We start from the raw sequence: 14,486 nt of genomic DNA on the forward strand, positions 1-14,486 counted from the left end.
CGATTGCTGGCCTCCAGCGAACACCATCGTGCCGTGTGTCGCACAGGCTGCGCACGTGCCGCCCGCTGCTCACGCCGACCTCGTCGTCAGTCGGCACCGGTAGGTTCTTGTTCCATGCGCGTGGCGACCTGGAACGTGAACTCCGTCCGCACCCGAGTGGGTCGGATCGTCGACTGGCTGGTGCGTGAGGACGTCGACGTCCTCGGCATGCAGGAGATCAAGTGCAAGCCGGAGCAGTTCCCGGTCGAGCAGTTCGAGGCCGCGGGCTACCACGTCGAGGCACACGGCCTGAACCAGTGGAACGGCGTCGCGTTCGCCAGCCGCCTGCCGATGGAGGACGTCACCCGCGACTTCCCCGGCCAGCCCGGGTTCCTGAAGGGCCACGAGGGGCCGGACCTGCCGGTCGAGGCCCGCGCGATCGGAATCACGGTCGACGGCGTGCGGCTCTGGAGCCTCTACGTGCCGAACGGCCGCGAGCTCGGCGACCCGCACTACACGTACAAGCTCGACTGGCTCGCCCAGCTGGCCGACCGCACCTCGGAGTGGATCGAGGCCTCGCCGGAGACCCCGCTCGCACTGATGGGCGACTGGAACGTCGCACCGCTCGACCAGGACGTCTGGGACATGCGGGTCTTCGAGGGCTCGACCCACGTCAGCGAACCCGAGCGGGCCGCGTTCCGCGAGTTCGAGGCCCGGGGTCTGCAGGACGTCGTCCGCCCGATCGTGCCGGACGGCTACACGTACTGGGACTACAAGCAGCTGCGGTTCCCGCGCAACGAGGGCATGCGCATCGACTTCGTGCTCGGCTCGCAGGCCTTCGCGGACGTCGTCACCGACGCGTCGATCCACCGGAACGAGCGGAAGGGCGACGCGCCGAGCGACCACGTGCCCGTGGTGGTCGACCTCGACCTGGACACGTCGCTCGACGACGACCGCCCGATGATCTTCTGATCGGAGTCGGGTCACCGGCCCGTATCGACAGCGCCCGTCCGGCTCTGTTACGCCCGGCGTCCGCCGTGATTGAGCCGTCCGTCACGCCGACGTAGGTTTCCTGCACCGAACCCCTTCGAGAGCAGGTGAAGCCATGTCCCGCACGACGATCCTTCCCATCCAGCGCCTCATGGCGACCGCCGCCCCCGGTGCGTGGCGCGACGGCATCGTCGTCGAGACGCGCGCCGCCGACGCAGTCGTGCTGTTCCTCGACGGGAGCATCACGCAGCTTCGGGTGGCGGACGCCGACGGCGTCCTGTCGGTCGGCGAGCCGGTCGCCCACCACCCGGTCGCAGAGATCCTCAGCGCCGGCGGTCGGCAGACCACCGCACGCATCGCGTAGCGCGCACGCGTCGCGGAGCGCGCACGGAGCGGTTCAGGCCGCCGTCGCGTCGAGCATCGCCTGGCACTTCGACACCATCTCGTCGCAGGCCATCGCGCAGTAGCGGCACGACTCGTCCATGTCCTGGTGGGTGCGGCACTCGGCGGCACACGCGGTGCCCATCGCGACGACGGCCATGAGCATCGCCTGCATCGCGGGCATGTCCATGCCCATCGGGCGCATCATCATCCGCATGCCGGTGTCAGCGAGCATCGCGGTGTTCGAGCACATCGCGGCACAGGTGGCCATCTCGCCGCCCATGCGCATGTCCGCCGCGGAGCACATCGTCGCAGCCATCGATGCGGCGTTCATCGCCATCATCGTGTCCTGCATCACGTCCATGTCCATCTCCATGGGCATGTCCGCCATCGACATGTTCTTCATCATCGCCATCGTGTCCATCGCCGGTCTCCTCGTCGTGGTCATCGGTCACGGAGCGATCCGCCCCGCGTGCCCGCCAGGGTACGCGCGTGCCGTCCGCGCTTCGTGAGCAGATGTGGTCGGGTCGGCGGACGCGACCCGACCTTTGCTGCTCACGATCCGCGGTGGTCGCCACCACCGCCGGACGGGAGGCCCGGTGCGGCCCCGCCACGGGCCTCCCGTCCGCCCTGCCGCGCGTCCACGGCGCGGGAGACGCCGGCGCGCGCGCACGACGCCCGCAAGTGCGCGAGACGCCGTCGAATCCGGCGGCGTCTCGGCGACATCGAGGCGTCTCGACAACACGACGGCGTCTTCCGGACGCACCACACGCCGGCGTCTCGACGATCGCTACGGGTGCAACAGGGCGGCGATCGCGACGAGCACGGGCACCGAGCCGAGCGTCGAGATGAGCACGACGTCGCGGGCCACCGGCACAGCGGCCCCGTACCGCTGGGCGTAGTTGAACACGTTCTGCGCCGCCGGCAGCGCGCCGAGGGTGGTGAGCACGAAGACGTCCTGCTCGCCGAGCCCGAACACGAACCGGGCGAACAGGAACGCCACAGCCGGCATCACCACGAGCTTGATCGACGACGCCACGATGACGTCGGTCCGGATCGCGGGATCACGCAGGGGCGTGGCACCGTGCAGGCTCATCCCGAACGACAGCAGCACGACGGGCACCGCGGCCGCGCCGACGAGCGAGAACGGCTCGAGCACCGGGTCGGGCAGGGCGATCCCGGTCGCCGAGCACACGAGCCCGACGAGCGAGGCGATGATGATCGGGTTCCGGAACGGCCCCGCGATCCGCCGCCCCCACCCGCCGCCACCCGCGGTCGCAGCGTCGAGGATCGTCAGCGCGATCGGGGCCATCACGACGAGCTGCAGCAGGATCACCGGCACGACCGCCGTCGCCTGACCGAGGACGTACACCGCCACCGGGAGCCCGATGTTGTTCGCGTTGACGTAGCTCGACGCCAGTGCCCCGACGGTGGTCGTGGTGACGGACCGGCGCAGCACGAAGCGGAACACGGCGGCGGCACCGAGGGCGATCACGGCGGCGCTCAGCAGCGAGACCCAGAGCATCGACGACAGCAGCGACGCGATGTCGGCGGTCGCGATGGTGTGGAACAGCAGGCACGGCATCAGCACGAAGAACGCGAGCCGACTCATCACGAACTGCGCGTGCGGCCCCAGCAGACCGATGCGTCCGACGACGTACCCACCGGCGATGATCGCGCCGATGATCGCGAAGCCGGTCAACACGCCACCCATCCCGTCCATCCTGGCACCTGCGGGACCGGATGTGACGTCACTCAGGTCGGAAATGCGTACGCATCGAATACCGTTGACGGCACCATGACCTCGATGAACGCCGACACCCTGACCCGGTCCACCGACTCCAGCCAGCCGCTCGTGCCGCTGCTCGAGGAGCGCTGGAGCCCCCGCTCCTACGACGACACCGCGACGATCTCGGACGACCAGCTCGACGCCGTCCTCGAGGCCGCGCGCTGGGCACCGTCGGCCATGAACTTCCAGCCTCGCCGCTTTATCGCCGGCCGCCGAGGCACCGAGACGTTCCGGAAGATCAACGAGAACCTGCTCGGCTTCAACGCCGCCTGGGCCTTCCGCGCCAGCGCCCTCGTCGTCGGCGTGCTCGAGACGGTGACCGCCGACGGCGAGGAGCGCTCCTTCGCCCAGTACGACCTCGGCCAGTCGCTCTCCGCCCTCACCGTGCAGGCGCACGCCGAGGGGCTGCACGTGCACCAGATGGCGGGCATCGACGCCGCCGGGCTCCGTGCCGCGTTCGACCTGCCCGAGCGCTTCCTGCCGTACACGGTCACGGCTGTCGGCACCGTCGCGCACCCGTCGCAGCTCGACGACAAGGCCGCCGAGCGCGAGGTCGCTCCGCGCACCCGCATCCCCCTCGACGAGGTCGTCCTCGTCAAGGAGTGAGCACCGGCGGTACCGCCGCCCACGCTTCGCCACGACGGCCGCGTCCCTGCGGGGGCGCGGCCGTCGGCGTACCATGACGTGACATGGATCAGCACCAGGACGACGCCCCGCCGGAGATGAACTTCTACACCCGGAAGTGGGTGCGGCCCGAGGACCTCAACGCCAACGGCACGCTCTTCGGCGGCAGCCTGCTCCGCTGGATCGACGAGGAAGCCGCGGTCTACGCGATCATCCAGCTCGGCAACGGCAAGGTCGTCACGAAGTACATGTCGGAGATCAACTTCCTGTCCTCGGCGAAGGAGGGCGACATCGTCGAGATCGGCCTCGTCGCCACCCGGTTCGGCCGGACGTCGCTGACCATGCGGGCCGAGGCGCGCAACCTGTTCACACACCGCAGCATCCTGACGATCGACGAGGTCGTCTTCGTGAACCTCGACGAGGACGGCAACCCCGCCCCCCACGGCTACACGGACATCACCTACGCCCGCGACCGGGTCCCCGCCACGCACCGCGCGTGACCCCGCAGACATCGCGCAGCACCCGGGCACCCGGGTGCTCGCACCCTGCGGGTGGTCGGCGGGCTCTGGCAGGATCGGGGACATGACCACGCCCCGCCTCGTCGCCTTCGACCTGGACGACACGCTCGCCCCGTCGAAGTCCTCCCTCGACCCCCGCATGCTCGAGACCTTCGCGTCCCTGCTCGAGGTCGTGCCGGTCGCGGTCATCTCCGGCGGCAACTTCACCCAGTTCGAACAGCAGCTGGTCACCCCGCTCCGACAGCGCGACGGCCTGACGCTCGACGCCCTGCACCTCCTGCCGACCTGCGGCACCCGGTACTACCGCTGGCAGGACGAGGACTGGGCGCTGCAGTACGCCGAGGACCTCACGGCCGAGCAGAAGGACCGCGCCCTCGCCGCGGTCGAGGCCCGTGCGAAGGAAGCCGGGTACTGGGAGTCCGAGACGTGGGGCGCCATCCTCGAGGACCGCGGGTCGCAGATCACCTTCTCCGCCCTCGGCCAGTCCGCCCCGGTGGACGTCAAGAAGCAGTGGGACCCGACCGGCGAGAAGAAGGACCACCTACGACGCCTGGTGCAGCAGGACCTGCCCGACCTCGAGGTCCGCTCGGGCGGGTCCACGAGCATCGACATCACCCGCAAGGGCATCGACAAGGCCTACGGCATGCAGCGTCTCGCCGAGATCACCGGCATCGCGCTCGACGACATGCTCTTCGTCGGCGACCGGCTCGACCCCGAGGGCAACGACTACCCGGTGAAGGCTCTCGGGGTCCCCTGCCACGCGGTGCAGGGCTGGGAGGACACCGAAGCGTTCCTGACGGAGCTCATCCCCGCGCTGCGCTGACCGCGCGGCGGACAGGAGGCCCGTGGCGGGCCCGCACCGCGCCTCCTGTCCGTCGGCCGTCGCGTCCACAGCCGCGAACGCGACCGTCCGGTGCGGCCCCGGGCGCTCAGCCCAGGCTGCGGACGGCCTCGACGAAGGCGCGGATCTTCGCGGGGTCCTTGACGCCGCGCTCGGACTCGACGCCGCTCGACACGTCGACGCCGTCGGGGTCGAGCGCCTCGACCGCGGCGACCACGTTGGCCGGGGTCAGCCCGCCGGCGAGGATCCAGGCCTCGTCGACGCCCTCGATCGTGGCCGGGTCGATGAGTCGGCCGCTCCCGGGCACGGCAGCGTCGAGCAGCAGCAGGTCGTGGTCGAACGCGGCGCGCTGTTCGGGCGTCTCGCGCAGGTAGTCCTCGGCCGCGATGGCCCGGATGGTGAAGAAGCCGGCGTCGCGCGCCCGGGCGAAGTCGGACGCCGACTCGCCACCGTGCAGCTGCAGCGTGGTGAGCCCGACCTCGGAGGCGATGCCGACGATCTCGTCGATCTTCTGGTCGCGGAAGACCCCGACGGCGTCGATGCCGTCCGGCACCCGCTCGACCAGCTCCTTCGCGAGGTCGGCGGTGACGGTCCGGGGGCTGCCCGCCGCGAAGACGAACCCGAGGGCGTCGGCACCCGCGTCGATGGCGGCGTCCACGGTGTCGGGAGTCGACAGGCCGCAGATCTTGATCCAGCGCTGGTCGGTCATGCTGTCCATCCTGCCAGGGTGCTCCGGTGCCCGGAGCACGGAGCCGCCGAGCGGGTCAGTGCAGGGCGCCCGCGACGTAGGCGGCCACGCACGCTGCGGTGACGCCGAAGGCCGCGAACGTGCCGACCAGGACGTTCCGGCGACGCCAGCGACGGACCGCCGAGAACGTGCCGCGCTTGGCGTGCCGGTGGGCCGCACGGTGCATGCGGTGGTCGCGCTGGTGCTTCACGCGTTCCGGGCCGAGCGGCACCGGGCCGGTGATCTGGGTGGACCCGCCGCGCAGCGCATTCGCGATGGCGACCGCCGTGGGCCGACGCTCCGGGTCGCGGGCGGTCATCCGACTGAGCAGCTCACGCCACTCGTCGGCGACGTCGTCCGGGATCTCGGGGTCGCGACGGAGCCGGGCGAGTGCGGCCTCGATCAGGGTGCCCGAGTACTCCTGCTTGCCGGTCAGCGCCTCGAGCAGGACGAGCCCGAGCGAGTACACGTCGGTGGCGAAGCTGATCGGTTCGCCGGCGACCTGCTCCGGGCTGAGGTAGGCGGCGGTGCCGATGACCGTGCCGTCGTTCGTCAGGCGGGAACCGTCGACGAAGTGGGCGACGCCGAAGTCCGTGAGCTTGACGGTGCGGGCGAACCCGGACGAGCCCTCGTCGCTGATCAGGATGTTGGCGGGCTTGACGTCGCGGTGCACGATGCCGCGGGAGTGCACGTAGGCCAGGGCGTCGGCGAGCTGCGCACCGAGGTCGGCGACCTCGTAGTTGTGCAGGGCGCCCTCGGACAGTCGGCGGAGCAGCGTCGTGTCGGCGATGAGCTCCATCACGATGAACCGGTGCGGACCGTCCTCGAACTCGTGGGTGCCGGCGTCGTACAGCGGGATGAGACCGGGGTGGGAGAGCATGCTGAGCAGCCGGATCTCGCGCTCCTGGCGGACGCGGTCGGCGGTGGTCATCTTGTCCGGGGTCGCGAAGAGCTTCACGGCCACGGCCCGGTACGTGTGCTCGTCGCGGGCTTCGTAGACGGATCCCATGCCGCCGGTGCCGATGAGCTTCACGAGCCGGTACCGCGCAGAGAGGACGGTGTCCGCCCGCGCGCTGTCCAGCAGGGTCATGGTGTCCGTCGTCCCGTCCGGAGCCCGTGGTTCCGCGGCCGCTGCCGGCGTGTGGGCTCATGGGAAACGGTACGCGTCCGACTCTCGATCCGCATGGCCGTTACGACATCGTGATCGCCCTGCTTCCCTGATTTTCCGGGGATCGACGGGGTACAGTCCGACCTCCACCAGGACGAAGAATCGCGCAAGGAGGACAGCATGGCGTTGTCGAAGGGTGACGAGGTGCACTGGAACACCTCGCAGGGCAGGACGACCGGCACGCTCGTGCGGAAGCGGACGAGCGACTTCGAGTTCGACGGGCAGCACTTCAAGCCCACCGACGACGACCCGTACTGGATCGTCGAGTCGGAGAAGAGCGGCAAGCAGGCCGCCCACAAGGAGTCGGCGCTGACGAAGGCGTGAGGCTCAGTCGCGGGCGGGCTCGGCGCGACGACGTCCCCGGGCACCGCCCACGGCAGGGCTGCCGAGGCCGTCGTCGTCGTGGCCGTCGTCGTCGGAGCCGCCCGCGCGCCGCTCGGCCCGCACCCGGCGGATCCGACGCACCACGAAGGTCACGACGACCACCGCGATCGCGACGTAGAGCACGCGGTCGATCCACTCGGTGTACGCCTCGACCTGGTCGTACTGCGAACCGAACGCGGCCCCGAGCAGCACGAGCGCACTGTTCCAGATGCCGCTCGCGATGATCGTGAACACCGAGAACGTGCCGAGGTGCATGCGGTCGGCGCCCGCCGGCAGCGAGATGAGGCTGCGGACGATCGGGACGAACCGGCCGAAGAAGACCGCGCTCTTGCCGTGCCGGTGGAACCAGCCGGCCGCCTTGCGGAAGTCGTCCTCGTCGACGAGGGGAAGCTTGCCGAACCACCGCGTGGTGCGTTCGAAGCCGATCACCGCGCCGAGCCAGTACAGCACCAGCGCGCCGAGGTACGAGCCGATCGTCGCCAGCACCAGGACCAGGACCAGGTTCATCTGGCCGGCGCCCGCGAGGAACCCGGCCAGCGGCAGGATGACCTCGGACGGGATGGGCGGGAACACCGTCTCGACGAAGAGCATCAGCCCGACGCCCCACTCCCCCAGGGCGTCGATCAGTTGGAGCACCAGGCCGGAGAGCCCGCCGAGGTCGGACGGAGCGGTGGAGTCGCCACTGGCGACGGTCATGGCACGGGCGGTCACGGCAGTCGTCATGCCCCAAGCATCCCTGAGCGCCCTGTCAGGACCCGGCGCCCTCCCTGGGTGTCAGCCGAGTCCCATGTGGGCGGAGCGGACGTGCGAGAGCGATCGGGCGAGTGCACCCCGCGCGACGGCGTCACGACCGACGGTCGACGGGGTGAACGCCACGGGGTGCCGGAGCTGCGGCGTGACGATCTCGTCGAGCGCGGCGCAGAACACCTCCGCGGCCGGCAGTACCTCGCCACCGACGACGACGACCTCGGGGTCGATCGTCGTGACGAGCTGCACGATGCCGGGTGCGACGTCCGCCGCGAACGCACGGACGACGTCGACGGCCTCGGCAGCCCTCTGCCCGGCCGCCACGACGACGGACTCGAGATCCGTGCCGGAGGGGATCCGGGCCTCCAGGCGGGCGGGCGCTGCGGGCCAGCCGGTCGTTGCCAGGCCGCCCATCTCGCCGGCCGCACCGCGGGCGCCCCGCGCCAGCGAACCGTCGATCACGTAGGCCGCTCCGATCTGCCGCCCCATCACCAGGTACAGGCCGTCCTGCACCCCGCGGAACCCGCCCCACATCGCCTCTGCGGTGGCGGCGAGCTTCGCGTCGTTGTCGAAGAACGTCGCGACGCCCGGGAACAGGTCCTGGATACGGCCGGGCACGCGGCGCTCCACCCACTCGGGCACGGCGACGGTGTAGTCGATGGCGCCGGTGCGGTCCACCACGGCCGGCACCCCGAAGGTGGCGGCGAGCACGGGGGACGACCCCGTCCCCGCGGTCAGTCGTCGCACGACGTCCTGGACGCTCGCCCATGCCTGTTCGGCGTCGGCGAGGTCGGCGTAGCGCTCCTCGACCCGGGCGAGCGTGACACCGCGCAGGTCCGCCCGCACCCCCACGATCCCGTGCAGCCCGAGGTCGACGCCGAGCACGGACCCGGCCGAGGCGTCGGCGGTGAAGCGCTTGGCACGGCGACCGGCCTTGTTCGGGGTGGCGATGGCCTCGGCTTCCGTGACCCAGCCCTCGTCCACCAGGTCGGCGAGCGCCGCCTCGACCGTGGGACGGGAGAGCCCGACGGTCCGGCTGAGCTCACTGACGGTCCGGGAGACGTCCTCGCGCAGCAACGCGTCGAGGATCGCCCGGGAGTTCATCTGCCGGAGCACCCCGGGGGTCGTCCCCACCACGCCCGGGTTCGTTGACACGGTCACGTCCACAGCCATAGCCTCCACATTACGAAAGATCATTGAGGAATGGTGGCTCCGACATGCTCGTCCCACGACCGCGCCGCACCGCTCCCGGTGCCGGGGCCTTCGAGATCACCCCGTCGACCCGGATCGCCGCCGACCCGGCGAGCGAACCGGTCCGACTGTACCTGCAGCAGACCCTGCGGGGATCGACCGGGCTGCCGGTGCGGGACGCCCTCGACGACCAGGCACCGGGAGCCGGCACGATCGCGCTGCGCGTCGCCGACGACCCCTCCCTGCCCGCGGGCCCGACGACGCCGGAGGGCGACCGGGCGGAGTCGTTCCGCCTCACGGTGACGGCCGACGGCGTCGACGTCGTCGGCGGGTCGCCCGCCGGGGTCTTCTACGGGGTGCAGGCACTCCTGCAGCTGCTGCCCCCGGACGTGTACCGCGGCGGCCGGGTCGCGACCGGTCCGTGGTCCGTCCCCGCCGTGGTCGTCGAGGACGCCCCCGCCTTCGCCTGGCGCGGCGTGATGCTCGACGTCGCCCGGCACTTCCGCACGAAGCACGAGGTCATGCGGGTGGTCGACCAGCTCGCCGCGCACCGGATCAACCGACTGCACTTCCACCTCACCGAGGACCAGGGGTGGCGCATCGAGATCCGGAAGTACCCACGACTCACCGAGATCGGGTCCTGGCGTCGTGAGTCGCAGGTCGGCGCGCACGTCCCCGGGCCGGACGGCACACTCGTCGTCGCCGGGTTCGACGGCCGCCCGCACGGCGGGTACTACACGCAGGACGACGTCCGCGAGATCGTGGCCTACGCGGCCGACCGGTTCGTGACCGTCGTCCCCGAGATCGAGACCCCCGGGCACGTCCGTGCGGCACTGGCGGCCCACCCCGAGCTGGGCGTCACGGGCGAGCCGGTCGAGGTGTGGACGGAGTGGGGCATCGCCGACGACGTCCTGAACGCCGAGGACGCCACGATCGACTTCTTCAAGGACGTCCTCGACGAGGTCATCGCGCTCTTCCCCTCCGGCTACATCGGCATCGGCGGCGACGAGTGCCCGAAGGTGCAGTGGGAGACCGACCCGCGCACCCAGGAGCGCATCCGCGAGCTCGGGCTGCAGGACGAGGAACAACTGCAGGCCTGGATCATCGGGCAGCTCGCCGCGCACGTCGAGTCGCACGGCCGGCGGGCGTTCGGGTGGGACGAGATCCTCGAGGGCGGCACCCTCGACCCGTCCGCGACCGTCGTGTCCTGGCGCGGGCTGACCGGCGCACGGACCGCCGCCCGCCGGGGCCACGACGTGATCTCGTCACCGGACGACCAGGCGTACCTCGACTACCGCCAGAGCGACCTGTCGACCGAACCGATCCCGGTCTCGATCGTGCTCACCGTCGACGACGTCTTCGCCTTCGACCCGGTGCCGTCCGGACTCACGGACGCCGAGCGCGCCCACGTCATCGGCGGCCAGGGCAACATGTGGACGGAGCACGTCGACACGGCCCGGCGGCTCGACTACCAGCTGTTCCCCCGCGTCGCCGCCCTCGCCGAGGCACTGTGGTCGGCCGACGTCACCGGGCCGCGCGACCTGGCCGAGTTCCGCGGACGCCTGGCCGAGCACACCGCCCGGCTCGAGGCGATGGGCATCGAGTACCGCCACGAGGCAGGCCCGTTCCCGTGGGAGCAACGACCGGGCGTGCCGGGGCGACCGCACTCGCGCGAGGAGCGCGCGGCGTACATCGACGCGGCCACGGCGAACATCGCCGACTGACCGATTGACATTTCACATGTGAGCGGTTCACACTGTGGGGAGACTTCACGGAGGAGATCCCCATGCCCCAGCGCAGCATCCCCGGCCTCGACGGGCTCGACATCGACGCACTGATCGGAGACCGGCAGCCCGAGGCCGAGCTCGAGATCACCGTCGACTTCGTCCGGGGCCGGTCGGTGCTGATCACGGGCGCCGGCGGGTCGATCGGCAGTGAGCTCTGCCGGCAACTCGTCCGGTTCGAGCCGGCGGAGATCATCATGCTCGACCGCGACGAGACCGCCCTGCAGCAGGTGCAGGTCTCCGTGGACGGCCACGGGCTCCTCGACACGAAGAACGTCGTCCTCGCCGACATCCGCGACGCCGACGCCATCCGCGACATCATGCTGAGCCGCCGGCCCGATGTCGTCTTCCACGCCGCGGCGCTGAAGCACCTGCCGATGCTCGAGCAGTACCCGGACGAAGGCTGGAAGACGAACGTCCTCGGCACCTTGAACGTCCTCCGCGCCGCCGCAGCCGCCGGTGTGGGGACGCTCGTGAACATCTCGACCGACAAGGCGGCGAACCCGACGAGCGTGCTCGGGTCGACGAAACGCATCGCCGAACGGCTGACCGCCTGGACCGCCGCCGACACCGGCCACGACTACGTGTCGGTCCGGTTCGGCAACGTCCTCGGCAGCCGCGGGTCGATGCTCCCCCTCTTCGCCGAACTGATCCGCGCCGGACGCCCGCTCACCGTCACCCACCCCGACGCCACCCGGTACTTCATGTCCATCCCCGAGGCCTGCCACCTCGTGATCCAGTCCGCGGCGATCGCGCACCCCGGCGAGGTCCTCGTCCTCGACATGGGCGCCCCGGTACGGATCCTCGACATCGCACGCCGCATGCTCGAGGCCACCGGGAGCCCGTCCGACATCGTGTTCACGGGCCTGCGGTCGGGCGAGAAGCTCCACGAGGACCTCATCGGACGCGGCGAGACCGAACGCCGCCCGGTGCACCCGAAGATCACCCACACCTCGGTCGCGCCGATCGCGCCGTGCGACGTCGACGGGTGCGTCCCCGGCCAGGTCGACCCGTCGGCGCTCGCGATGGCCGCCTGACCGACGCACGTCCGGCGGCCCGTCGCGTCGTCGAGTGAGCAGGACACGCCGCATCCGGGGTGGCGACCCGACCTCTTCTGCTCACCGTGTGCAGGTGGTCGCGACCGACGAACGGACGGGAGGCCCGGTGCCAGCTGGCACCGGGCCTCCCGTCCGTCATGGGGTCGCGTCTCGTGCGCGGGACGCCGGCGACGCCGCGACCGCCTACGCGGCGACCGGCGCGCGCTGGCCCACCGTCTCGCCGGCCACGGCGGCCTCGCTGCCCGCAGCGGCCTCGTCGACGGGGCGACGACGAACCCACTTCTTCAGGGCGACGAGCACGCCGGCCGAGATGAACGCACCGAGCACGACCGCCCCGAGCCAGGCCCAGAAGTTGCCGATCGCGAAGAAGACGAACACGCCACCGTGGGGTGCCCGCGAGGTCACGCCCACCGCCATCGAGATCGCACCGGTGACCGCGGCCCCGACCATCGACGCCGGGATCACGCGCAGCGGGTCCGCTGCGGCGAACGGGATCGCACCTTCAGAGATGAAGGAGAGGCCGAGCAGGTAGGCGGCCTTGCCGTTCTCACGCTCCGGCTTCGTGAAGCCCTTGCGGTAGAAGAGTGTCGAGGCGAGCGCCATCGCGAGCGGCGGCACCATGCCTGCACCCATCACCGCGGCCATGATCTCGAACGGGACCGTGTTGCTCGCGGTCCCGGCACCGAGCCCGGCGACGGCGAACGCGTACGCCACCTTGTTGACCGGCCCACCGAGGTCGAACGCCATCATCAGGCCGAGGATGATCCCGAGCAGGACGGCGGAGGCACCGGAGAGCGAGTTGAGCCAAGCGGTGAGCTCGGTCATGACCCAGGCGATCGGACCGCCGAGCACCAGGAGCATGAGGCCCGAGGCGATGATCGACGCGAAGAGGGGGATGATCACGACCGGCATGAGGCCACGCAGCCAGCGCCAGGTCGGGATGCGTCCGATCCAGTACGCCGCGGCACCGGCGATCAGACCGCCGACCAGACCACCGAGGAACCCGGCGTTCATGAACACGGCGATCGACCCGGCGACGAAGCCCGGCGCGATGCCCGGACGGTCGGCGATGGCGTACGCGATGTACCCGGCCAGTGCGGCGACCAGGAACCCGAGCGACACGGAACCGATCTGGAACGCGGCGGCGCCGAGGTAGTAGCCGAGGCCCTCCGGCGGCAGGTTGAGCAGCGTGTAGTTCGTCAGGGTGAACACGGCGTTGTTCTGCCCCGAGTCACCGTGGGTCAGCGCGATGCCGTACCCGGACAGCAGGAAGCCGAGCGCGATGAGGAGCCCGCCGCCAGCCACGAACGGGATCATGTAGCTGACGCCGGTGAGGAGCCAGCGCTTGAGCGACTGGCCGAAGTGCTCGTTCTCGGCGGTGGACTCGCCCTCGACGGCGGCGCCGCCCTGCACGCGTGCGGCGTGCGGGTCCTCGGAGGCGCGGATGGCCTCGGCGATCATCTTGTCCGGCTCGTCGACACCGCGCTTGACCGGGCCGGACACGAGCGGCTTGCCGGCGAAGCGCCCGCGGTCGCGGACGTCGACGTCGACCGCGAACACGACGGCGTCGGCGCGGGCGATGAGGGCCGGGTCGAGGGGCTCGACCTGCGAGGACCCCTGCGTCTCGATGTGCATCTCGGCACCGGCGCGCTGGGCTGCCGCGACGAGGGCGTCGGCCGCCATGTAGGTGTGCGCGATGCCGGTCGGGCAAGCGGTGACACCGACGAACACCTTGCGGTCGGCCTCCGGCGCGGTGGCTGGAGCGGAGGCGCCGCTCGCCTTCCCGACGCCGGCCTCGGCCACTTCGCCGCTCACCTCGTCGTCGACGAGCTGGACGATCTCGTCGGGGGTGGTCGCGGCACGGAGCGCGGCCGTGAAGTCATCGCGGATGAGCGCGCGGGCCAGGGTCGAGAGGACCGTCAGGTGGTCCTTGTCCGCGCCCTCGGGCACGGCGATCATGAAGACGATGTCGGCGTCGCCGTCCGGGGCGCCGAAGGGCACCTTCCGGGCCAGGCGCGAGAACGCCAGCGTCGGCTCGGACACCGACGCCGACCGGGCGTGCGGAATGGCGATGCCACCGGGGACGCCCGTTCCGACGCTCGCCTCGCGCTTGATGGCGTCCTCGGCGAGCGTGGCACCGTCGGCGGCGCGGCCGGTCGCGGCGACGCGGTCGGCGAGCACCCGGATGACGTCGGTCGACGTGGCGCCGAGGTCCTCGTCGAGGCCGACGAGCTGTGCGCTGATGAGGCGCGGACTCGAGTCTGCGGACATGTGCTTGCTCCTTCGCAATGGCGCTGATCGCGCG

General features: G+C 71.1%; 15 protein-coding genes. 8 read left to right on the forward strand and 7 right to left on the reverse strand.

Annotated features, from left to right (window positions below; all coding sequences use genetic code 11):
- The first annotated feature begins 114 nt into the window (after positions 1-114).
- A complete protein-coding gene (locus DEJ17_RS03255) occupies positions 115-951 on the forward strand; it encodes an exodeoxyribonuclease III (protein ID WP_110892048.1) in 837 nt (278 codons plus the stop codon).
- 133 nt (positions 952-1,084) lie between these two features.
- Positions 1,085-1,333 carry a nuclease gene (locus DEJ17_RS03260; protein WP_110892049.1) on the forward strand — a complete coding sequence of 83 codons (249 nt, stop codon included), beginning with the start codon at positions 1,085-1,087 and terminating at the stop codon, positions 1,331-1,333.
- A 33-nt stretch (positions 1,334-1,366) separates the two neighbouring features.
- Here DEJ17_RS03260 and DEJ17_RS03265 read toward each other — a convergent pair whose 3' ends face one another.
- Positions 1,367-1,774 carry an aldehyde dehydrogenase gene (locus DEJ17_RS03265; RefSeq protein ID WP_110892050.1) on the reverse strand — a complete coding sequence of 136 codons (408 nt, stop codon included), beginning with the start codon at positions 1,772-1,774 and terminating at the stop codon, positions 1,367-1,369.
- Positions 1,775-2,140: 366 nt separating this feature from the next.
- The gene (locus DEJ17_RS03270; RefSeq protein ID WP_110892051.1) at positions 2,141-3,064 is read right to left on the reverse strand and encodes an AEC family transporter; all 924 of its coding nucleotides are present in this window, start codon (positions 3,062-3,064) and stop codon (positions 2,141-2,143) included.
- 84 nt (positions 3,065-3,148) lie between these two features.
- Here DEJ17_RS03270 and DEJ17_RS03275 point away from each other — a divergent pair, with 84 nt between their 5' ends.
- From DEJ17_RS03275 to DEJ17_RS03285, 3 genes are all read left to right on the forward strand, one after another.
- Entirely contained in the window at positions 3,149-3,745 is a 597-nt protein-coding gene (locus DEJ17_RS03275) for a nitroreductase family protein (protein ID WP_110892052.1), read from the forward strand.
- Between the two features lie 83 nt (positions 3,746-3,828).
- Positions 3,829-4,263, forward strand: a complete 435-nt coding sequence (locus DEJ17_RS03280; RefSeq protein WP_017886352.1) for an acyl-CoA thioesterase — start codon at positions 3,829-3,831, stop codon at positions 4,261-4,263.
- Between the two features lie 82 nt (positions 4,264-4,345).
- Positions 4,346-5,104, forward strand: a complete 759-nt coding sequence (locus DEJ17_RS03285) for an HAD-IIB family hydrolase (protein WP_110892053.1) — start codon at positions 4,346-4,348, stop codon at positions 5,102-5,104.
- 106 nt (positions 5,105-5,210) lie between these two features.
- Here the strand turns inward: DEJ17_RS03285 and DEJ17_RS03290 are convergent, their stop codons facing one another.
- Together DEJ17_RS03290 and DEJ17_RS03295 are read right to left on the reverse strand one after the other, a co-directional pair.
- Positions 5,211-5,831 carry a phosphoribosylanthranilate isomerase gene (locus DEJ17_RS03290; protein ID WP_110892054.1) on the reverse strand — a complete coding sequence of 207 codons (621 nt, stop codon included), beginning with the start codon at positions 5,829-5,831 and terminating at the stop codon, positions 5,211-5,213.
- Between the two features lie 55 nt (positions 5,832-5,886).
- Positions 5,887-6,939: a serine/threonine-protein kinase gene (locus tag DEJ17_RS03295; RefSeq protein WP_110892055.1), complete on the reverse strand. Its 1,053-nt coding sequence runs from the start codon at positions 6,937-6,939 to the stop codon at positions 5,887-5,889.
- Positions 6,940-7,137: 198 nt separating this feature from the next.
- Between DEJ17_RS03295 and DEJ17_RS03300 the strand changes: the two genes are divergently transcribed.
- Complete coding sequence (locus tag DEJ17_RS03300; protein WP_110858760.1) at positions 7,138-7,341, forward strand: DUF2945 domain-containing protein; 204 nt, start codon at positions 7,138-7,140, stop codon at positions 7,339-7,341.
- A 3-nt stretch (positions 7,342-7,344) separates the two neighbouring features.
- Here DEJ17_RS03300 and DEJ17_RS03305 read toward each other — a convergent pair whose 3' ends face one another.
- Together DEJ17_RS03305 and DEJ17_RS03310 are read right to left on the reverse strand one after the other, a co-directional pair.
- Positions 7,345-8,124 (reverse strand): DedA family protein, encoded by a 780-nt coding sequence (locus DEJ17_RS03305; protein ID WP_258366635.1) that lies wholly within the window; start codon positions 8,122-8,124, stop codon positions 7,345-7,347.
- A gap of 51 nt (positions 8,125-8,175) precedes the next feature.
- The gene (locus DEJ17_RS03310; protein WP_181421016.1) at positions 8,176-9,309 is read right to left on the reverse strand and encodes an ROK family transcriptional regulator; all 1,134 of its coding nucleotides are present in this window, start codon (positions 9,307-9,309) and stop codon (positions 8,176-8,178) included.
- A 56-nt stretch (positions 9,310-9,365) separates the two neighbouring features.
- Here DEJ17_RS03310 and DEJ17_RS03315 point away from each other — a divergent pair, with 56 nt between their 5' ends.
- Positions 9,366-11,063, forward strand: coding sequence for a beta-N-acetylhexosaminidase (locus DEJ17_RS03315; protein WP_110892057.1), 1,698 nt, complete (start codon positions 9,366-9,368; stop codon positions 11,061-11,063).
- Positions 11,064-11,125: 62 nt separating this feature from the next.
- The gene (locus DEJ17_RS03320; RefSeq protein WP_110892058.1) at positions 11,126-12,160 is read left to right on the forward strand and encodes a UDP-N-acetylglucosamine 4,6-dehydratase family protein; all 1,035 of its coding nucleotides are present in this window, start codon (positions 11,126-11,128) and stop codon (positions 12,158-12,160) included.
- A gap of 204 nt (positions 12,161-12,364) precedes the next feature.
- Here DEJ17_RS03320 and DEJ17_RS03325 read toward each other — a convergent pair whose 3' ends face one another.
- A complete protein-coding gene (locus DEJ17_RS03325; RefSeq protein WP_110892059.1) occupies positions 12,365-14,452 on the reverse strand; it encodes a fructose-specific PTS transporter subunit EIIC in 2,088 nt (695 codons plus the stop codon).
- Positions 14,453-14,486: the final 34 nt, after the last annotated feature.

Source organism: Curtobacterium sp. MCSS17_011 (assembly GCF_003224275.1).
Taxonomy (GTDB): domain Bacteria; phylum Actinomycetota; class Actinomycetes; order Actinomycetales; family Microbacteriaceae; genus Curtobacterium.